The sequence below is a fragment of the Sphingopyxis panaciterrulae genome (assembly GCF_014199295.1).
Lineage (GTDB): Bacteria > Pseudomonadota > Alphaproteobacteria > Sphingomonadales > Sphingomonadaceae > Sphingopyxis > Sphingopyxis panaciterrulae.
The window spans coordinates 1-19,213 of the sequence record NZ_JACIJH010000012.1; the positions used below are offsets into that span (position 1 = coordinate 1).

Consider the following 19,213-nt stretch of genomic DNA (forward strand, 5'->3'; position numbering starts at 1 on the left):
GCGCAAGGCCATCTTCAACAAACCAACATCATATCCAAAAAGGGGGTCCCTCTTCGACGCCGATCGGGGGTCCCTTTTGAACGCCGTTTGACAATGAAGTTCGTCGCCACCGCGTGAAAGGTGTTGGCCGCCCCAATTTTAGCAGCCCGCTTGTCGCGCTGTTTCTTTTCGGCCGGATCGATACCGCTGGCGAGTTGCTGGCGCGCCGCGTCGCGCCGCTCGCGCGCCGCCTGTAAACCGACGTCGGGATAAGCGCCCAGCGCCAGCATCTTTTCGATCCGCTTGGGCTGGCCATCTGCGCCGATGCCATCGACGCGATATTTCCAGCGCCACAACATGCCCCCGGATGGCGACACGATAAGGGACAGCCCCTTTTCGTCGGCCAATTTATACGGTTTCGCCTTGGGTTTTGCTGCTTTTATCGCGGTTACCGTCAACGCCATTGGGGGTATCTCCCAATCCGTCACCGGCAATTTGGGGGTATTTTAAACGGCCCTTTTGCCAAATACCCCCACACATACCCCCTGCGGCATGCGATTGTCGGCGACCAGTCGCGCACATTGGCGACCGTTCCGACCTAGTTTTTGGCAGATTTCCGGGGTTTTTGCAACCATTCCCGGTCATTGGCGAACAGGGGAATGGTGCCGCTTACAGGACTCGAACCTGTGGCCCCATCATTACGAATGATGTGCTCTACCAACTGAGCTAAAGCGGCAACGCGGGCGCCTCTAACAGCGCCGCCGGATGATGACAAGCGCCCTCTGGCATTTGTTTTCGGCCCCGGTCTCGATCGTCGCGGGGACGAGTTTCTCGCCGAATGCCAGCTTCACCGACGTCGCCTTCGAGACCATCGAGCCGGTCGCGGGCATTCGTACTCGCCGCGACCGGCGCGACAAGCGGGACGAGTGCGGTCGCTACATCTCCAATCATGGGTCTGCCCGCCAATACGCTGGCCGGCGGATTTACCTCATCGCGTCGTTTGAGGGATGATTGCCGCAGCCGCGTATGCTGATATGAAAAAGACCTCCGGCAGGACGGGCCATGGACGACGAACTTCGTATCTTGAGCAGGGTCGATATACCGACGGCGCTGAGCGCGCTCGACGACCGGATCATCCATGCTCTCGGCGTCCGCCGTCGCGAAGCGGCGGCCATGCGCCGGGTGATGGCGCTCTCCGCATTCATATCGCTGGGTGGCGGCTTCATTGCGGGAAGCGCTGTTTCACAGCCGGCGGTTGCGGCCGGCCCGCTCAGCCCGCTTGGTGCGGCAAGCGTGCTCGCTCCGTCGACCCTGCTGGATGCGCAATAGATGCCGTCGCGCCGCATGCTCCTCGTTGGGCTCATCGCCTTCGCGGCCGCCATCGCCGGCGTGTTCGTCGGGCGTATGGTCACGCAGACGCCAAGGGCGAGCGAGACCGAACTGCATGCGCTGCTTCACAGCCAGCTCGACCTGACGGCGCAGCAGGAAGCGCGCATCGAGAGGATCGAAGCCGATTTCACCGGCCGTCGTCATGCGTTGGAGAAGGAGATGCGCGCCGCCAATATGCGGCTTGCGCAGGCGATCGAGGCCGAACATGGCTATGGCCCGCGCGTGACCGAGGCGATCGACCACAGCCATCAGGTCATGGGGACGCTGCAAAAGGAAACGCTGGAACATCTCTTCGCGATGCGCGCCGTTCTCGACCGCGACCAGGCGCGTATGTTCGACAAGAGCGTGGTCAAGGCGCTGACCGCCGATGCGCGGTGAGTTCCGGCCCGGGGCAATGCTCCGACAAGGAGCTGGCGGCGCAGGCGCGCGCGGGGCGCGAGGGTGCCTATCGTGAGCTGCTGAATCGCTACAAGGCACCGATTTTCGGGCTGATCGTCAAGCAGGTCGGCGATGCCGACGAGGCGATGGACCTGACCCAGGAAGCCTTTGTCGCGGCCTTCGCGGCGATCGACCGCTACGACAGCGAACGGCCGTTCCGCATCTGGATCAGCCGCATCGCGATCAACAAGTGCCGCGACTGGGCGCGGCGGCGTAAGGTGCGGGCATTCTTTGCGCGCGCACTTCCCATCGAGACCGCGCGCGCCGTTGCCAGCGACACGCCGCTTCCGGACAGGGAGGTTGACGGCCGGTCCGAACTCGCCCGCGTCCAGGCGGCGATAGCGCGGCTGCCCCAGAGTCTGCGCGAGGTTCTGGTCCTGCGAGGCGTGGAGGAGGTCAGCCAGGCCGAGGCAGCGGCAATGCTGAACGTCAGCGAGAAGGCTGTCGAAACGCGCCTGTATCGCGCGCGGATGCGGTTGAAAGCCCTGCTGGCCGAAGTGTGATCCGGCGATACGCCAACGGAGGCGTTTTGGGTGAGGGTCGCCGACGGCACCTGCGTATGGTTCTGAAGAGCAGCAGAAACGGTCGGAAAGAAAATGCAGATAGACAGGCGTGGGTTCGTCAGTGCGGCTTTGGGCGGCGGGGCGGCAGCCGCCGCGATGGCGGGCTGGTTCCCCGTCTGGGCGCAACCGGTGTCGTCCGGAATCATCGCTCCCCTCCCGGCCGTGTCGGGGAACGACATCATGCTGCGCATCGCACGCCAGACAATGCGGATCGACGGCAAGGTCAGCCGCGCGATCGGAATCAACGGCACCGTTCCCGCACCGCTGATCCGGTTGAAGCAGGGTCAGACCGCACGCCTGACCGTCGTCAACGACCTCGACGAGGACAGTTCGATCCACTGGCACGGGCTGATCCTGCCCTTCGAGATGGACGGGGTTCCGGGCGTCAGCTTTCCGGGGATCAGGCCCAGATCGACCTTCGTCTACGAATTTCCGGTCGTCCAGTCGGGGACCTATTGGTATCACAGCCACTCGGGCCTTCAGGAACAACTCGGCCATTATGGGCCGATCGTCATCGACCCCGCGGACACCGACCCGATCGCCTATGACCGTGAGCATGTCGTCGTGCTGTCGGATCACAGCCGGATTTCGCCCGAGGCGATTTTTCGCAAACTCAAGGTCAATCCCGGCCATTTCAACCGGCAGCGCCAGACGCTCGCCGGGCTGCTCGCCGGCAAGGATCAGCCGCTGAAGGACCGTCTTGCGTGGGGCGCGATGCGGATGGACCCGACCGACGTCGCCGATGTCAACGGCTCGACCTACAGCTTCCTCGTCAATGGCCACGGTCCGCGCGACAATTGGACCGCGCTCTTCGATCCGGGCGAGCGGGTGCGGCTGCGGATCATCAATGCGTCGGCGATGTCGATCTTCAATGTCCGCATACCGGGTCTTCGAATGACCGTCGTGCAGGCCGACGGCCTGAACATCGTGCCGGTCGAGACCGACGAGTTCCAGATCGCGGTCGCCGAGACCTATGACGTCATCGTGACCCCTGCGGAGGATCGCGCCTTTACGCTCATCGCCGAAGCCAGCGACCGGTCGGGGATGGGGCGGGCGACGCTGGCGCCGCGCGCCGGAATGGTGGCCGAGGTCCCGCCGCTGCGTCCGCGGCCGCTCGCGACCATGAAAGACATGGGGATGGGCGACATGGGCGCGATGGCAGGAGATGACGCGTCCTGTCCCCCCGAACATGCCGCGATGGGCCATTGCACGCCCGCAGGCGGCGGCGCGATGGCGGGCATGGACCATGGGTCGGGCGGCGGCGCGATGGAGCACAGCATGCGCGATTTCGACGTCGCGCCGCAGGTCAAGCGCGACCCGAGCGTCCAGACGATCTCACCGATGCCCGTCGACCGGATGGGCGAGCCCGGCCAGGGTCTCGAGGATGTCGGACACGACGTCCTGACCTATAAGGATCTCGTCGCGCTCGACCGCAATCCCGACGTTCGCGCGCCCGAGCGTTCGCTCGCCATCCATCTGACCGGGAACATGGAACGCTTCATGTGGTCGTTCGATGGCGTGAAGATGTCGGATCATCACGAACCGATCCCGTTTCTGGAGGGCGAACGGGTGCGGGTGAACCTCATCAACGATTCGATGATGAGCCACCCGATCCACCTGCACGGTCATTTCTTCGAACTGGTCACCGGCAAGGGCGACCGGGCGCCACGCAAGCACACCGTGCTCGTCCAGCCGGGTGGGACTGCGACCTTCGATTTCACCGCCGATGCGCTCGGCGACTGGGCGTTCCACTGTCACCTCCTTTACCACATGCATGCCGGCATGATGCGCGTCGTCAGCGTCCGCCCGCGGGGAGAGGCAGCATGATCCGGCTCGCGCTGACTTTCGCCAGCACCGGCGCCTTGATCTTCTCTGTGCCGGCGGTGGCGCAGGACCATTCGATGCACGAAATGCCGCCCGCTGAGCCGGCAGAGGCCCGGCCCGCACCGGTCGCCGCCGACCCTGAGTGCTCGCCGGTCCATGCCGCGATGGGCCACTGCACGCCCAAGGCGATGCCCGATCGCCCGACCGGTGCAGTCGGCACCGACCTGCCCGCCGGCGATGCGCCGGCGCCGGCTCCGCCGGACGACTGGTATGCCGATCGAATCTACCCAAAGGCGGAGATGGATCGGTCGCGTCATGCGATGATGGAAGAAAATGGCGGGCAGACGATCGCCTTCCTGAACTTCGATCTCGCCGAATATCAGGCACGCAAGGGCCGCGACGGATTCCGCTGGGGCGTCGAGGGCTGGTATGGCGGCGACATCGACCGCCTGACGCTGAAGAGCGAGGGGGAGGGCGCCTGGGGCGAAGGCGTCGAGGCGGCCGAACTCCAATTGCTCTACAGTCGGGCGGTCGGCCCCTATTTCAACCTTCAGGCCGGCGTGCGGCAGGATCTGGGCGAAGGGCCAGACCGCAGCTATGCGACGGTCGGCTTCGAAGGACTCGCGCCTTACTGGTTCGAAACCGCAGGTGCGCTGTTCCTGTCGAACAAGGGCGATGTGCTCGGGCGGCTCGAAGGCTATTATGACCAGCGCATCACCCAGCGGCTGATCCTGCAGCCGCGGGCAGAGGTCAATTTCGCGGCTCAGGATGTTCCCGAAACGGGCATCGGATCGGGGCTTTCCGACTTCGAGTTGGGACTCCGGCTTCGCTACGAGATCGTCCAGGAATTCGCCCCCTATGTCGGGGGCGTATGGACGCGCAAGTTCGGCGATACCGCACGCTTCGCGCGCACGGCAGGCGAGGATGTCAACGGCGTCGGCCTCGTCATGGGGGTGCGTGCCTGGTTCTAGGTTCGCGAGGGCGCGGCCGCAATGCGGACGTGCGCTATCAGGAATGATGTGCTCTACCGACTGAGCTGCCGGAGCCTCCATCGGCGGGCTTGGCGATGACAAGCGCTGTTGCACGTTTCGGCCGATGGCTGGGGAATGAGCCGCCCGCCGTCGCAGAAATGCGCCCCAGTCGACCCAGACGATTATTGCGGTCAGGCGCCCGCCAGTTGCCGGTCCGTTTCGTCCTCTTCGGCGGTGTGGCTGGCATAATGACGGGCCAATATGGCGCAGGCGAAGAGCTGGATTTGGTGAAACAACATCAGCGGCAGCACCGCGAGACCGACCTGCGACACCGGAAAGAGAATGCCCGCCAGCGGTACGCCGGAGACGAGACTCTTTTTCGATCCGCAGAATTGCAGCACGATGGCATCGGTGCGATCGAGCTTCAGCAACCGGCCGAGCAGCCAAGTCGCGGTCAGGATCGCCGCGAGCAGCCCGATGCAGCAGACTGTCAGCACCAGCAACTCGGCAGGGGCGACGCGATGCCACAGCCCTTCGACCACCGCGGCGCTGAAAGCGGTATAGACGACGAGCAGGATCGACCCGCGATCCGAGACACTCACCAGGCGTTTATGCGCCGTCACCCAGTCACCGATCAGCGGACGCAGCAGATGCCCGGCGGCAAAGGGCAAAAGAAGCTGGAACAGGATGGTGCGCGCGCTTCCCCACGACAGGATGACGCCGCTCGCGCTCATCAGCAGGCTGGCGAGCAGCGGTGTGAGTGCGATGCCGAGCAGGTTCGAAAAGGACGCGCTGCACACCGCCGCGGCGATATTGCCGCGCGCGATCGAGGTGAAGGCGATCGACGATTGCACCGTCGACGGCAGCAGGGTGAGGAACAGGAATCCGGCCGCCATCGTTGGATCGAGCAGATGGAGCCGGCCGATCCCGAGCCCGAGCAGCGGAAAGATAAGGAAGGTCGACGTCAGGACGGCCCCATGCAATTTCCACGCCCCGGCGCCCGAGAGCAGCGCCTGGCGCGAGAGCTTCGCCCCCTGCAGAAAGAAGAGCAGGGTGATCGCGGCGTCGGTAAGGATATCGAACAGCCTGACGCCGGTGCCATGGGCGGGCAGCAGGGTCGCGAGGACGACGGTCGCGATCAACGCGAAGAGAAAGGGATCAACGGCGGCTTTCAGGAGACGGGACATGGCGTCCCTCTACACGCCCGGCCGGCTAATGTCCGGGGCAATCCTCGCCTTAGAGCAATCTGCATCACCCTTTCTTCCGTTCGTGCTGAGCTTGTCGAAGCACCGTCCTTTCTTTTCGGCGTCGCAAAGAAAGAATGGCCCTTCGGCAAGCTCGGGGCGAAGGGTTCAGATTTAACGCACGATGCTGTAGCGGCCGGCGGCGCAAAGCGGAACGCCGTCGACCTTCCAGGAGAGAGCAAGAGACGGGTGCCGGCATATCATCCGTACTTGTCGCGAACGTCTGATTGCGCCCTCAGCCCGTCACCGCGGCCCGGACCCAGTCGACCGAACCGACGTTTGCCGCGAGCCGTTCCGTCCCCAGCCGCGCTTCCCACCAGCCTTCCGATCCATGTTCCATCCGCCAGGCGAGCAGGCGCCGCGTGTAAAGGTGGAGGTCGTGCTCGGCGCTGATGCCGATGGCGCCGTGGACGGCATGGGCGGTCGCGGCGATCGATGGCGCGGCGGTCGAGGTGACGATCTTGGCCGTGGCGGCGGGCGCGAGGGACAGCGGCAGACCGGCGGCGCAGGCGATCTCGACCGCGATGCGCGCGGCGACAGTCTGTTCGGCCATCACCGCGAGCTGCTGCTGGAGCGCCTGCTGGCGCCCGATCGGCTTGCCGAACTGGACGCGCTCATTGGCATAGGCGAGCGACGCATCGAGCAGCCGTTGCGCGCCGCCGGCGATCGCGGCGGCGCGCACGAGCGCGGCGAGATGGAGGCTTGGCGTATCGCCATCGACGCGGATTTCCTGTGCGCGGGCGGCGGGCAGTGCGCCGACTGCCGCCGCTTCGGCGTGACCGCCGGTCAGGCGGATCGGGCCGGGCGGCGGCGTTTCGCCGCGCAGCGCCAACAGGTGGCGCGCGGCGATGGTGTCGCCGACCGGCAGCGGCACCGCGAAGCGGCCGCACGCGATCAGGATCGGCGCCATATCGGCGAGCGCCAGCCCGGCGCCGCCCTGCGCTTCGGGCACCAATGCGTCGAGAAATCCCGAGGCTTCGATCGCGTCCCACAGCGTCGCCGCGTCGCCGCCCGCTTCGATGGCGCGCACGACCGCCGGAGTGCAGGCGCTCTCGAGCAGTCGCTCGAACGGTGCGAGAAGTTCGGTTCGGTCCATCAGCGTAGTCCCAGTCCGCGGGCGATGATGCCGCGCAAAATCTCTCGCGTTCCGCCGCGCAGCGAAAAGCTGGGCGCGATATGCGCGACATAGAAGAGCGCGCGGCGCAGCTCGGCATCGACCGGCACATCGGGCCGCGCGGCGAGGTCGTTCGCGATCGCGGCCGGCAGTTCCTGTTCGAAACTGGTGCCCAGATCCTTGACCAGCGAAGCTTCGACGACGGGGCTTTCTCCCTGCGCGAGCAGCGCGGTGCAGGCGATCGACATCGCGCGCAGCGTGGCGAGCCGCGCCGTGAAATTGCCGGCGAGCCGCAGCGAGGCCTCGCCGACGCTGCCCTGCTTCTGCAAATGGGCGATCCAGGCGTCGAGCAGGATGATGCTCGAATAGATGCGCTCGGGACCGCTGCGCTCGAACGCCAGCTCGGCGGTGACCTGCTTCCAGCCTTCATCTTCGGTGCCGATCAGCGCGTCGTCGGGCAGGGCGGCGTCCTCGAAGAAGACTTCGGCGAAATGCGCGTCGCCGGCCAGATCCTCGATCGGGCGGACGGTCACCCCGGGCGCCTTCAGGTCGACGATCAATTGCGACAGGCCACCATGGCGATCGGCTGCCGTACCCGACGTCCGCACCAGCGCGATCATGTAGTCGGCGCGATGCGCGTTGGTTGTCCAGATTTTCTGGCCGTTGAGGCGCCAGCCCGATGCGGTGCGCTCGGCGCGGGTGCGGACGCTTGCGAGGTCCGATCCCGATCCGGGCTCGCTCATCCCGATACAGAAGAAGATTTCGCCGCGACAGATGCGCGGCAGATAGTGCCGACGCTGTTCCTCGCTGCCGAAATTCAGGATCAGCGGCGCGCTCTGCCGGTCGGCGATCCAGTGCGCCGCGACCGGGGCGCCGAGCGTCAGCAGTTCCTCGACGACGACGAAACGCGCGAAGGGGCCGCGCTCGCCACCGCCATAGTCGCGCGGCAGCGTCAGGCCGAGAAAACCCGCCTCGCCGAGCTTGCGGCTGAAGGCGGCATCGAAACCCTGCCACGACCGCGCGCGCTGGTCGGCGCCGAGCGACGCGGCCGCCTCTTCGGCGAGTACCCGGATCGCGGGACGAAGCGCCTCGTCTTCGGGCGGGAGCGAATGAAAAGTGAAGGTCTCGAACAAGGGGCGACCGTCCTACTGGCTGCGTCGCCCCGCGATGCGCGAAGATGCGCTGGGAATCAAATGTCTATTGTGCGGGCGCGGGGCCGGTTCAGGCGTGCAGGATGTGATAGACGCCGGGCGCGGCGCGCACGAAGCCCCGGCCTTGGGTGGCCAGCCGACCGGCGTCGACCGAAGCTTCATCGGCCAGATCGACACGGTAGCGGCCGTGAAGCGCCTGCACCGTGCGGATATTTTTTTCGCCGCCGAGCGCCTCGACAAGGGAAGCGGGCAGGGTGGCGTCGGTGTCGGCGGTCCGCGATGCGGGCGCCGCAACCGGCACCGCGGCGTCGCTTGCAAGCACGCCGCGCATCTCTTCGGCGACCAGGTCGGCGACCGGACCGAGCACGACCTGCACCGCGTTCGCCGATGGCCGGATGATGCCGCGCGCGCCGAGCGCCGTCAGCGCGGCTTCGTCGATCGCCTGGCTGTCGGCGACGATCAGGCGCAGACGCGTCGTGCAGGCGTCGACGCTCGACAGATTCTTCGCGCCGCCGAGCGCCGCGACGAAGGCCGCGCCGCGCGCGCTGCCGGGTGTGGCGGCCGCCGCCTCGGCGACTTCGCCCGCCTCGCGCCCCGGCGTCGTCAAGTTGAAGCGCCGGATGAAGAAGCGGAACAGCCCGTAATAGACAAGCGCATAGGCGGCGCCGACGGGGAGCAGCATCCACGGCCGGGTCGCGAGGCTGAAGTTCAGCACATAATCGAACAGCCCCGCCGAAAAGCCGAAGCCGAGCTTGACGTCGAGCGCGTTCATCAGCGCCATCGCCGCTCCGGTGAGCAGCGCATGGATCGCGTAGAGCAGCGGCGCGACGAACATGAAGCTGAACTCGATCGGCTCGGTCACTCCGGTCAGGAAGCTGGTGAAAGCCAAGCTGAACAGCATGCCGCCGACCGCCTTGCGCCGCTCGGGCCGCGCTTCGTGATACATGGCGAGGCAGGCGGCGGGCAGGCCGAACATCATGACCGGGAAAAACCCACTCATGAAGGCGCCCGCGGCGGGATCGCCGGCGAAGAAGCGGCGCAGGTCGCCAGTCGCGCCGGCATAGTCGCCGACCACGAACCAGGCGACATTGTTGATGATGTGATGGAGCCCGGTGACGATCAGCAGCCGGTTGAGCGCGCCATAGAGGAAGAGGCCGAACCCGCCGCTTTCGACGACGACGCGGCCCGCGCTGTCGATTGCGCCGCTGATATGGGCATAGCCATAGCCCACGACCACAGCGAGCAGCAATCCGGCGACTCCGCTGGCGATCGGTACGAAGCGCCGTCCGCCGAAGAAAGCCAGATATTCAGGCAGCGCGATGGTCGCGAAGCGGTTGTAGAAGTGGCCGCCGATCAGGCCCGAGAGGATGCCGACCGGAACCTCCAGCCGGTCGATCAGGCCGACCGCCCAATTCTTCATCGCCAGCGCCGCGACCGGTTCGGGCAGGCCCGCGCCGACGTCGGGCGGCACGGTCAGGAAGGTCTGCGCGCCGTTGGTGGTGACCAGATAGCAGGTCACGCCGGCGAGCGCCGCGGCGCCATTGCCGTCGCGGGCGAAGCCGACCGCGACGCCGATCGCGAAGAGCAGGCCAAGATTGTCGAAGATCGCGGCGCCCGCTGCCGAGACGAAAGCGATGTCGAGCAGGTCGGGCTGGCCGATACGGAGCAGCAGGCCGGCGATGGGCAGCACCGCGATCGGCAACATCAGCGCGCGGCCAAGCGGCTGGAGCGTTTCGAGTATCTTCCTCATGTCGCCGTCTCCCCGAATGCGTGCGCCAGCGCCCGCACCTCCGCCGCCGATGTGCATTGCAGCGCGCGGGCCGCGTGGCCGCGCGCCGCCTCGACCGTCAGGCTGCGAACGATCGCCTTCGCCTCGGCGACGAAGCCGGGCACCGCCGACAATTCGGTGACGCCGAGGCCGACGAGGATCGGCAGCGCCGCGGGGTCGGAGGCGAGTCCGCCGCACACGCCGACCCAGCGCCCGCGCGCCGCGGCGAGGCGGCAAGTGTCGGCGATCATCCGCAGCACCGCGGGATGCATCGCGTCGACTCCGGCGGCGACCGCCGGGTTGCCGCGGTCCATCGCGAGGACATATTGGGTCAGGTCGTTGGTGCCGATCGACAGGAAATCGGCCTCGGCGGCGAGCAGATCGGCGGTCGCGGCGGCGGCGGGCGTTTCGATCATCACTCCGACCTCTACCGGCCCGGCGATGCCCATCTCGCCGCGCAGCCGGTCGACCAGCGCGCGGACCTGCCGCAGTTCGGAAAGTCCGGTGACCATCGGGATCATGATCCGGCATTGGCCGACGGGCCGGACGCGCAGGATCGCGCGGAGCTGGGTTTCGAGAAGCGCCGGATGGGCGAGCGCGACGCGGATGCCGCGCTGGCCGAGCGCCGGATTCTCCTCCGCCGGCATTGCGATATAGGGCGTGGGCTTGTCGCCGCCGATGTCGAGCAAACGGACAATCACCGGCTTGCCTGCCAGCGCGTCGGCGATGGCCTGGTAGGCGGCGTGCTGCTCGTCCTCGGACGGCGCGCGGTCGCGGCCGAGGAACAGGAATTCGCTGCGCACCAACCCCGAGCCTTCGGCGCCGCTCGCGGCGGCGAGCGCGGCGTCCTCGACCGTGCCGATATTGGCGAATATCTCGATGCGCGTGCCATCGGCGCTGTGGCAGGCTTCGGCCGCCGCCGCCTGGGCCGCCGCGCGTCGTTCGCCGCGCCGGGCGAGCCGCGCGGCGAAGGCGTCGCGCGCGGCGGGGGAAGGCGCAGCCGTGACATGCCCGGCCTCGGCATCGAGAAGCAGGTCGTCGCCGTCGGCAACCGCATCGAGCGCGGTACCCATCGCGACCAGCGCCGGGATTCCCATTCCCGCGCAGAGAATAGCGACGTGTGAGGTCGGGCCACCATGCGCGAGGCACACGCCCGCGGGCCGGCTCGCCGCGAGCGTCACGAGCTGCGAGGGTAGCAGGTCGTCGGCGACGAGGATCGCCCCCGGCGCGATCGCGTCGGCTTCCACCGGCGCGCCGGTCAGCACGCCCAGTACTTGCCGCTCCAGATCGATCAGATCGTCGACCCGCTCGATCAGGTGCGCATTGCCTGTTCCGCGCAGCGCCGCGATCTGGTCGTGCACGATGCCGCGCCAGGCGAAGCCCGCGCTCGCACCCTCGGCGATACGGCGCCCGGCGCCCGCGAGCAGTTCGGGGTCGTCGAGCAGGGCCAGATGCGCCCGCATCACCGACGCGGCGCTGCCGCTCGCCGCCTCTGCGCGCGCGGCGATGCGGTCGCGCACGGCATCGCGCGCGGACAGCAGCGCGGCGCGCTCGACCTCCGCGCCTCGCCCCTCGCGCGCGACGGCGATGTCGGTTTGCCGCAGCCGCGCCGCCGGCCCCATGGCAAGGCCCGGCGAGGCGATCACGCCGCCGATCTGGCCGGGCGCGAGGGCCGGGGTTTCGACCGCCGGGGCGGGGGCGGGCGCCTTGCTTTCGTTCATGTCGCTGCGTAGCAGGGCGACGATGGCCGACAGCGCCGCTTCGGCGTCGTCGCCGCACGCCTGTACCGTCACCTCGTCGCCGAAGCGGGTGCCGAGCGCGAGCAACGCGACCGTGCTGCGCGCGTCGCCGCGCTTGCCGCCGTGGACGAGCTGGATGTCGGCCTGAAATCCGCGCGCGCATTCGCCGATGCGTGCCGCGGGGCGCGCGTGAATGCCGTGGGGCAGCGACAACGTCACCGCCTGCTCGACCAGCGTCCCGTCGTCGGAGCGCCGCACGGCTTCGCCCGCCACCGGCGCCAGCGTCATCAGCGCCTCGCATGTGCCGACCGCGCAGTCGACCGCGCGGCGGGTGATGGTGAAGGCTTCGGCGTTTGTGACGATGACCGGGGTAATCAGGCTCGCCGCCGCCAGGGCGACCGTGTCCATGTCGAAACGGATCAGCGGGTCGCCGCGCGCCACGCTCTGGCCGGGCGCGACCAGCGGCGTGAAGCCTCGACCCTTCAGAGCGACCGTGTCGAGGCCGATATGGATCAGCAGCTCGACGCCCTCGGTGCTGCGCAGCGCGATGGCGTGTGCGGAATCGTGCAGTGTCGTGACTTCGCCATCGAAGGGCGCGACGATGGTGTCGTCGAGCGGCTGGATCGCGACCCCGTCGCCCATCATTCGCTGGGCGAAGACGGGATCGGGAACGCTGTCGATCGCCGAGGCCCAACCCCTGAGCGGCGAGGTGACGATCAGGCTCATCGGCGCTTCCCCTATTGCGCGGTGGTCAGGCGCTGGCCGCCGATCCAGGTTTCGCGCGGGGCGAGCGCGCTGTCTAGCCATACCCAGTCGGCGCGGCGCCCCGGCGCGAGCGCGCCATGGCTGTCCGACAGCGACAGGAAGGCGGCGGGCGTCGCACTCGCCATCCGCGCCGCTTCGGCGACGTCGAGCCCGGTGACCTTCACCGTCTCGCGCAGCGCCGTCGCCATGTCGAGATGCGTCCCCGCGAGCGTTCCGTCCTCGAAGATGCAGACGCCGTCCTTCACCGCGATGCGCTTGCCTTGCAGCGTGAATTCGCTGGCGTCGGTGCCGACGCTCGGCATCGCGTCGGTCACCAGCATGATCCGGTTCGTGCCCTTCACCGCCACCGCGAGGCGGACGATGGCGGGGTGGAGGTGAACGTCGTCGACGATCAGTCCGCAATAGCAATCCGAATCGAAAGCCGCGCCGACCGCGCCCGGCGCGCGGTGGTGCAGCGGCGACATCGCGTTGAACAAATGGGTGAAACCGGTCAGCCCCGCCGCGATCGCGCGCTTCGCCTCGTCATAGGTCGCGTCGCTGTGCCCGGCGCTCAGAATCACGCCATGCGCGACCAGCGTGCGCAGATCTTCTTCATCGCACAGTTCGGGCGCCAGCGTCAGCATCACCTTGCCGCGCCGCGGCGCGGTGAGCAGCGCGAGGGTTTCGGCGTCGAGGCGGCGGATACGATGCACCTCGTGGATGCCGCGCTTCACCTCGTTGATGAACGGCCCCTCGATATGGATGCCGACGGCGCCCGGCACGCCGGCCTCGATCGCGTCGTCGACAGCGGTCAGCGCCGCCGCGATCTGTTCGGGCGTGTCGCTGATCAGCGTCGGCAGGAAGGCGGTGGTGCCGAAACGCGCGTGCGCGGCGCCGATCGCCGCGATGGCGTCCACGTCGGCCTGGTCGTTGAACAGCACGCCGCCGCCGCCGTTGACCTGCGTATCGACGAAGCCGGGGAGCAGCCAGCCGCCGCTCAGGTCGATCGCATCGCCGGCGGCGAGGGCCGTGGGCGCGTCGATCGCGGTGATCCGTCCATCCGTGACCCTGATGTCCGCCGCTTCGACGATCCCGTCGGGCAGGGCGATCCGCCCGTTGTGGAAGCGCAGCGTCATAGCGTCTCGGTAACCTTGTTCAGATGCGGTGGCGAGTCGGGGTCGCACCCGCGCGCGAGCGCCAGCGCATTGACCATGCGATAGAAGCTCTGGATCAGCAGTATCGGCTCGATCGCCGGATGGCCGGCGATCGCGGGCAGGTCGCCGCCGCCGCCGGGGTCGGCGAGCAGCACCGCCGCGCCGCGCGCGCGGAATTCTTGTGCCGCGTCGCATACGCTGACCCCGGCGCGGTCGGTACCGCCGAGCGCGAGGATGGGGAAGCGCTCGCCGATGATGGCCATCGGTCCGTGGCGCACCTCGGCGGCGCTGAAGGCCTCGGCGTGGAGCGCACAGGTCTCCTTGAACTTGAGCGCCGCTTCCTGCGCCGCGGCGAGGCCGTAGCCGCGCCCGAGCACGAACAGGTCCGTCGCCCCGGCGAAGGCGGCGACCGCGGGCGACCAGTCGAGCGCATCGGCGGCGGCCAGCCGTTCGGGCAACTCGTCGAGTGTGCCCGACAGCCCCGTATCTTCGGTCCAGGCGGCGACCAGTGCGGCGATGGCCGCGAGCGAGGCGATCCAGGATTTGGTTGCCGCGACCGACCGCTCCGGCCCCGCGCCGAGCGCGATCACGGCGTCGGCGAGGTCGGCGAGCGGCGATCCCCCGGCGTTGACCAGCGCGACGACGAAGGCGCCGGCGGCACGCTGCTGCGCGACGGTGGCGAGCAGGTCGGGGCTGCGGCCCGACTGCGAGATGGCGAGGCAGAGCCGCGCGCCGGGCGCGGCCGCCGGTGCGTCATAGAGCGACGCGACCGACAGCGCGGCCGAGGCGGTGGGGGTGCCGGTCATCGTCTCGATCAGATATTTGGCGTAGGTCGCGGCATGGTCCGACGAACCGCGGCCGCAGGTCACGACCACCGCCGGCGGCGCGGCGCGGAGGCGGGCGCCGATGTTGGCGAAAGTGCCGCGCATCGTGACCAGCAGGCGCCGCACGACCGCCGGAGCTTCGGCCGCTTCGGTTTCCATCAGCGTCGGTCCGTCTTTCATGCTGCGCGAATCCCCGGTCGGCGTTCAACTTAATTGGTACTATATAGGTTATAGATTTCCTATCAAGAGGTATGTTGCGCCGATTCCGGTTTTCACGATCCATCCCTTGCGCCGCAGCCCCTATCGCGCCTCAGACCGGCAGCATGGAGAGGAGGATCGACACAGCGAGGCGATGGGGCCGTCCAGCGAAGGGCGCGGGCAACAGGTCCCGGCGCCCGGCCTGGGCGGTGAGCGACCGGGCGGGGGCGCCTCTGCTATCGCCGCCGCCGCGCGCGGGCGCTGCGCGGACTGTCCGGCTGATCGGGGATATTATCCGTTCAGTTCCGCCACCACGTCATAGGCATCGCCGCGATAATAGCTTTGCGTATATTCGGCCGTGCGCCCGTCGGGCAGGAAGCCGCGACGCTCGATGAACAGTCCCGGCGATCCGGGCTCGATTCCGAGCACTTCGGCCTGTTCGGGGGTGAAGGCAATCGCGCGCAGGCGCTGGAGTGCGCGCACCGGCAGACGCCCCGCCGCCTCGAGCGCTTCGTAGAGCGACGCGCCGACCGCATCGACCGAGGGCAGGCAATAGGCGGGAATCGTCGCATATTCGAGCGCCATGGTCAGATCGTCGGCGTAGCGGATGCGGTGAAAGCGATAGACGCGCGAGCCTGGCGACAGGCCGAGCGACAGCGCCTCCTCCGGTGTCACCGCGCCTGCGGTCTTGCTGACCCAGCGGCTGTGTGGCTTGCGCCCGCGCGATACCATGTCCTGCGAAAAGGACGTCAGCTTGGAAAAGCTCTTTTCGACGCGCGGTCGGGTGACGAAAGTCCCCGCGCCGCGACGGCGCGCGACCAGCCCGTCGCCGACCAACCCGTCGATCGCCTTGCGCACCGTGATCCGCGACACGTCGAACTCCTCGGCCAGGTCGCGCTCGGTCGGGATCGCTTCGTCGGCCTTGACGATCTGGCCTTCGATCGCGTCGCGCAGGATCTTCTGCAATTGCAGGTAAAGCGGTGTCGGATCGTCCTTCTGGAGTGGACCCACATGATCGATCAGCGACAAGGACGATGCTCCACCCGATTGCGAGATGCCGCCGGCAAAAACGGCCAGCGCCCTTCCCATGTGTTGCATTGGTATCGTTGCGTCAATCCTTGCCGCGATTCGGCCCCGCCGTCGAACCTGACGACTTTCCCGATCGGGGGTCTCTGAATCCGCCTGAACGGGGATTTCAAGGAGGGCGGCCTGCCGGCGAGCCCGCCCCGACGGGAAGATCGGCAATATCAATGTAAAACCAATTGAAAATGAGGCGACCCTCCCGATAGGGGATACCGCAGTTTTCCCGAGGAAGTGCTGTATCCGAAAGCCGTTGACCGGATGATTTTGACATGACAAATTAAATACAACTTGTCGACGAAAGGATGGTGACGCCGCTTGGCCCCGGGGTGACGATGAGCAAAAGCATGCGCCCCTTTTCAAGCCGCATCATCGCCAATGGGAGGATGATATGCGGCGGATGATGGGGGCGATGCTGGCGATGGTTCTGGCGGCACCGGCTGCCCGGGCCGACGAGGCGCCTGCGCAGGCGGCGCTCGACCGTTTTGCCGACACGCTTGGCTATCGCTTCGCGATCGTCGACAATCACCCGACCTGTCCGGCCGGTATCGACGGCTGTTTCCTGTCGACGATCACGCTGACGATGCCGGAGTCGATTCCCGCGGCGCTGCCGACGCAGGATCTGTCGCTCACGTTCGGCTTCGTGAACCGGTTGCCGCGGGTCGAGAGCGACATCTTCGACCATCGCCTCGTCAACGGCGACCTGCAGCAATTGACGCTGAAGCCCGGCGCAGTGCTGAAGCCCGGCGCGTCCTATACGATCAGGCTGTGGGGCGTGGGGGCGTATTTCTCGAAGGCGTTCGCGATGCCCAACGCCTATCTGGCCGCCCGGGGACTCGACGCGCGGACGATCGCAGCGACCCGCCCCGTCGTCGATTCCGACACGGGTCTTGAAACCTTGCCCTTCGTCGCCCCGATGACCGACGAGGCGAAGCTCGCCACCAAGGGGCCGCCCGACCGGACGCGCTGGCTGACGCCCGAGCGCGCATTTGTCGTGCAGGCCGAGCGCCGGGCGCCCGTCGCGAGCGGTGTCGTGATCCTGCCGAAGCCGGTCGAGGCGGTGCAGCGGCCGGGCGCGCCGGCCGATCTGACGGGCGGCGTGGTCCTCGCGCTGACGGGTGTCGATCGTGCCGCCGTCGCGCCCGCGCTTGCCGCACTGGCGCGCACGGGCGTCGCCGAGGGCGGCCGCCTGCCGCTGGCGATCGCCGTCGATCCGGCCGCGCCGACCGCGGCGGAGGGCTATGTGCTCGACGTCGCGCCGCAGGGCATCGCCATCCGCGCACGCGATGCGGCGGGGGCGAGCCACGCGCTGCGTTCGCTTGCACAGCAGGCGGCGTTCGAGCGGGGCCGGGTGAAGCCGCTGCATGTCGCCGACGCGCCCGAATATGGCTTTCGCGGCCTCCACATCGACCTGGGTCGCAACTTCCACGGCCGCGCCGAAATATTGAAGCTGGTCGAGGCGATGGCGGCCTACAAGCTCAACAAGCTCCATCTCCATCTCGCCGACGACGAGGGATGGCGGATCGAGATTCCGGCGCTGCCCGAACTGGCGGTGATCGGATCGAAACGCTGTCACGACCCGTCGGAGCGAACCTGCCTGCTGCCGCAACTCGGCGCGGGACCTGACGGCACCGGGGCGGTCAACGGCTATCTGACCGTTGCCGACTATGAGGCGATCGTGCGGGCGGCGGCGGCACGGCAGATCGAGATCATTCCGTCGATCGACATGCCCGGCCACAGCCGCGCCGCGATCTGCGCGATGGAAGCGCGATATGCGCGACTGATGGATGAAGGAAAAAGGGATGAGGCGGAGCGCTATCGACTGGTCGACCCCGCCGACACGACCGAATATCGCAGCATCCAGAATTATGACGATAATACGCTGAACGTCTGTCTGCCCGCGACCTATCGCTTCGTCGACACGGTGGTCGACGCGCTTGCGGCGATGCACCGCGCCGCGGGGGTGCCGCTGAGCAGCTTTCATCTCGGTGCCGACGAGACGGCGGGGGCGTGGGTGAATTCGCCGGCGTGCGCGGCGATGATCGCACAGAATGATGGCGACGCGCGCCAGCTCACCCCGCGCTTCATCGAGCGGGTCAGCAAAAGCCTCGCGGCCAAGGGGCTGCGCGTCGCGGGCTGGAGCGACGGGATGGGGCACACCGACCCTGCCACCATGCCGAGGGACGTGCAGACGAATATCTGGACCGTCGTTCACGGCGGCGCGATCCGCGAGGCGCACGACCAGATGAACCGCGGTTGGGATGTCGTGCTGTCGATCCCCGACCTCGGCTATTTCGACATGCCCTATGCGCCGCACCCCGACGAAAGAGGCTATAATTGGGCGTCGCGCGGTGTCGATACGCATCAGGTGTTCGGCTTCATGCCCGGCAATATTCCCGCCAATGCGGCGATGATTCGCGACATACGCGCGATCGCGCAGCCGGTCCCCGACGAGCCGGTGCGCGGCGAAGGGCGCCGCATCGCCGGCGTCCAGGCGCAGCTCTGGAGCGAGACGCTGCGCACCGACGCCGGGGTTGAATATATGCTGTTCCCGCGCCTGCTCGCGCTGGCCGAACGCGGCTGGAGCGCGGCGCCCTGGACGCCGCCATACCGGCCGGGAGCGAGCTATGATTGGGGCGACAAGCGGGTCGACGCTGCGGCGCTGGCCGCCGGCTGGCGCGATTTCGCCGGCCGGGTCGCGGCGCAATTCCCACGGCTTGACGCGATGGGGATCGCCTATCGCGTCGCGCCGCCGGGCGCGCGGATCGCGGACGGGATGCTGGAGGCGAACAGCGTCTTTCCGGGTACCGCGATCGAATATCGGCAGGGGGGCAGCGTGTGGACCCGCTATGCGGGACCGGTGACGGTGACGGGCACGGTGGAACTGCGCAGCCGTTCGGCCGACGGCCGGCGTGCGAGCCGGATCGTCCGCGTCACGCCCGTTCGAACCGATTGAACCCTGGCGGTCCCCGAATCTGTCCTATCCAGGTAAAATCATTCCTCACCGTAGCCTGCGAGCCTGTCGAAGGGCGC

16 protein-coding genes and 1 tRNA gene are annotated in these 19,213 nt (G+C 67.8%); 7 read left to right on the forward strand and 10 right to left on the reverse strand.

The window, feature by feature from the left end; all coding sequences use genetic code 11:
* Positions 1–14 precede the first annotated feature (14 nt).
* On the reverse strand, positions 15–443 hold the full coding sequence (locus FHR21_RS15585) for an Arm DNA-binding domain-containing protein (RefSeq protein ID WP_184100000.1): 429 nt from the start codon (positions 441–443) through the stop codon (positions 15–17).
* A gap of 196 nt (positions 444–639) precedes the next feature.
* Positions 640–715: transfer RNA gene (locus tag FHR21_RS15590), tRNA-Thr, on the reverse strand.
* Between the two features lie 32 nt (positions 716–747).
* Here FHR21_RS15590 and FHR21_RS15595 point away from each other — a divergent pair.
* The 6 genes from FHR21_RS15595 (at position 748) to FHR21_RS15620 (ending at position 5,164) form a co-directional block, all read left to right on the forward strand.
* Positions 748–990: a hypothetical protein gene (locus tag FHR21_RS15595; RefSeq protein WP_184100002.1), complete on the forward strand. Its 243-nt coding sequence runs from the start codon at positions 748–750 to the stop codon at positions 988–990.
* A 51-nt stretch (positions 991–1,041) separates the two neighbouring features.
* On the forward strand, positions 1,042–1,308 hold the full coding sequence (locus FHR21_RS15600; protein WP_184100004.1) for a hypothetical protein: 267 nt from the start codon (positions 1,042–1,044) through the stop codon (positions 1,306–1,308).
* The gene (locus FHR21_RS15605; RefSeq protein WP_184100006.1) at positions 1,309–1,746 is read left to right on the forward strand and encodes a periplasmic heavy metal sensor; all 438 of its coding nucleotides are present in this window, start codon (positions 1,309–1,311) and stop codon (positions 1,744–1,746) included.
* The gene (locus tag FHR21_RS15610) at positions 1,743–2,309 is read left to right on the forward strand and encodes a sigma-70 family RNA polymerase sigma factor (protein ID WP_184100007.1); all 567 of its coding nucleotides are present in this window, start codon (positions 1,743–1,745) and stop codon (positions 2,307–2,309) included. Before FHR21_RS15605 ends, FHR21_RS15610 begins: the two co-directional genes overlap by 4 nt.
* 93 nt (positions 2,310–2,402) lie before the next feature.
* Positions 2,403–4,196 carry a copper resistance system multicopper oxidase gene (locus FHR21_RS15615; protein ID WP_184100009.1) on the forward strand — a complete coding sequence of 598 codons (1,794 nt, stop codon included), beginning with the start codon at positions 2,403–2,405 and terminating at the stop codon, positions 4,194–4,196.
* Positions 4,193–5,164 (forward strand): copper resistance protein B, encoded by a 972-nt coding sequence (locus FHR21_RS15620; RefSeq protein WP_184100011.1) that lies wholly within the window; start codon positions 4,193–4,195, stop codon positions 5,162–5,164. Before FHR21_RS15615 ends, FHR21_RS15620 begins: the two co-directional genes overlap by 4 nt.
* A gap of 191 nt (positions 5,165–5,355) precedes the next feature.
* Here FHR21_RS15620 and FHR21_RS15625 read toward each other — a convergent pair whose 3' ends face one another.
* The 8 genes from FHR21_RS15625 to FHR21_RS15660 all read right to left on the reverse strand — a co-directional run bounded on the left by FHR21_RS15625 (position 5,356) and on the right by FHR21_RS15660 (position 16,129).
* A complete protein-coding gene (locus tag FHR21_RS15625; protein ID WP_184100013.1) occupies positions 5,356–6,351 on the reverse strand; it encodes a bile acid:sodium symporter family protein in 996 nt (331 codons plus the stop codon).
* 292 nt (positions 6,352–6,643) lie between these two features.
* The gene (locus FHR21_RS15630; RefSeq protein ID WP_184100015.1) at positions 6,644–7,504 is read right to left on the reverse strand and encodes an acyl-CoA dehydrogenase family protein; all 861 of its coding nucleotides are present in this window, start codon (positions 7,502–7,504) and stop codon (positions 6,644–6,646) included.
* Entirely contained in the window at positions 7,504–8,655 is a 1,152-nt protein-coding gene (locus tag FHR21_RS15635) for an acyl-CoA dehydrogenase family protein (protein WP_184100017.1), read from the reverse strand. Before FHR21_RS15635 ends, FHR21_RS15630 begins: the two co-directional genes overlap by 1 nt.
* Positions 8,656–8,743: 88 nt before the next feature.
* Positions 8,744–10,423, reverse strand: coding sequence for an N-acetylglucosamine-specific PTS transporter subunit IIBC (nagE, locus tag FHR21_RS15640; protein ID WP_184100019.1), 1,680 nt, complete (start codon positions 10,421–10,423; stop codon positions 8,744–8,746).
* Positions 10,420–12,906 (reverse strand): phosphoenolpyruvate--protein phosphotransferase, encoded by a 2,487-nt coding sequence (gene ptsP, locus FHR21_RS15645; protein ID WP_184100021.1) that lies wholly within the window; start codon positions 12,904–12,906, stop codon positions 10,420–10,422. Before ptsP ends, nagE begins: the two co-directional genes overlap by 4 nt.
* An 11-nt stretch (positions 12,907–12,917) precedes the next feature.
* Positions 12,918–14,060 (reverse strand): N-acetylglucosamine-6-phosphate deacetylase, encoded by a 1,143-nt coding sequence (gene nagA, locus FHR21_RS15650; RefSeq protein ID WP_184100023.1) that lies wholly within the window; start codon positions 14,058–14,060, stop codon positions 12,918–12,920.
* A complete protein-coding gene (locus FHR21_RS15655) occupies positions 14,057–15,082 on the reverse strand; it encodes an SIS domain-containing protein (RefSeq protein ID WP_184100025.1) in 1,026 nt (341 codons plus the stop codon). Before FHR21_RS15655 ends, nagA begins: the two co-directional genes overlap by 4 nt.
* Positions 15,083–15,391: 309 nt before the next feature.
* Entirely contained in the window at positions 15,392–16,129 is a 738-nt protein-coding gene (locus FHR21_RS15660) for a GntR family transcriptional regulator (RefSeq protein ID WP_246427274.1), read from the reverse strand.
* Positions 16,130–16,571: 442 nt separating this feature from the next.
* Here FHR21_RS15660 and FHR21_RS15665 point away from each other — a divergent pair, with 442 nt between their 5' ends.
* The gene (locus FHR21_RS15665) at positions 16,572–19,136 is read left to right on the forward strand and encodes a family 20 glycosylhydrolase (protein WP_184100029.1); all 2,565 of its coding nucleotides are present in this window, start codon (positions 16,572–16,574) and stop codon (positions 19,134–19,136) included.
* Positions 19,137–19,213 lie beyond the last annotated feature (77 nt).

Bases quoted from the DNA above. Each gene is read 5' to 3' on its own strand.
- FHR21_RS15585 (WP_184100000.1), bottom strand. From the start codon at position 443: ATGGCGTTGACGGTAACCGCGATAAAAGCAGCAAAACCCAAGGCGAAA.
- FHR21_RS15595 (WP_184100002.1), top strand. From the start codon at position 748: ATGACAAGCGCCCTCTGGCATTTGTTTTCGGCCCCGGTCTCGATCGTC.
- FHR21_RS15600 (WP_184100004.1), top strand. From the start codon at position 1,042: ATGGACGACGAACTTCGTATCTTGAGCAGGGTCGATATACCGACGGCG.
- FHR21_RS15605 (WP_184100006.1), top strand. From the start codon at position 1,309: ATGCCGTCGCGCCGCATGCTCCTCGTTGGGCTCATCGCCTTCGCGGCC.
- FHR21_RS15615 (WP_184100009.1), top strand. From the start codon at position 2,403: ATGCAGATAGACAGGCGTGGGTTCGTCAGTGCGGCTTTGGGCGGCGGG.
- FHR21_RS15620 (WP_184100011.1), top strand. From the start codon at position 4,193: ATGATCCGGCTCGCGCTGACTTTCGCCAGCACCGGCGCCTTGATCTTC.
- FHR21_RS15625 (WP_184100013.1), bottom strand. From the start codon at position 6,351: ATGTCCCGTCTCCTGAAAGCCGCCGTTGATCCCTTTCTCTTCGCGTTG.
- FHR21_RS15630 (WP_184100015.1), bottom strand. From the start codon at position 7,504: ATGGACCGAACCGAACTTCTCGCACCGTTCGAGCGACTGCTCGAGAGC.
- nagE (WP_184100019.1), bottom strand. From the start codon at position 10,423: ATGAGGAAGATACTCGAAACGCTCCAGCCGCTTGGCCGCGCGCTGATG.
- ptsP (WP_184100021.1), bottom strand. From the start codon at position 12,906: ATGAGCCTGATCGTCACCTCGCCGCTCAGGGGTTGGGCCTCGGCGATC.
- nagA (WP_184100023.1), bottom strand. From the start codon at position 14,060: ATGACGCTGCGCTTCCACAACGGGCGGATCGCCCTGCCCGACGGGATC.
- FHR21_RS15655 (WP_184100025.1), bottom strand. From the start codon at position 15,082: ATGAAAGACGGACCGACGCTGATGGAAACCGAAGCGGCCGAAGCTCCG.
- FHR21_RS15665 (WP_184100029.1), top strand. From the start codon at position 16,572: ATGCGGCGGATGATGGGGGCGATGCTGGCGATGGTTCTGGCGGCACCG.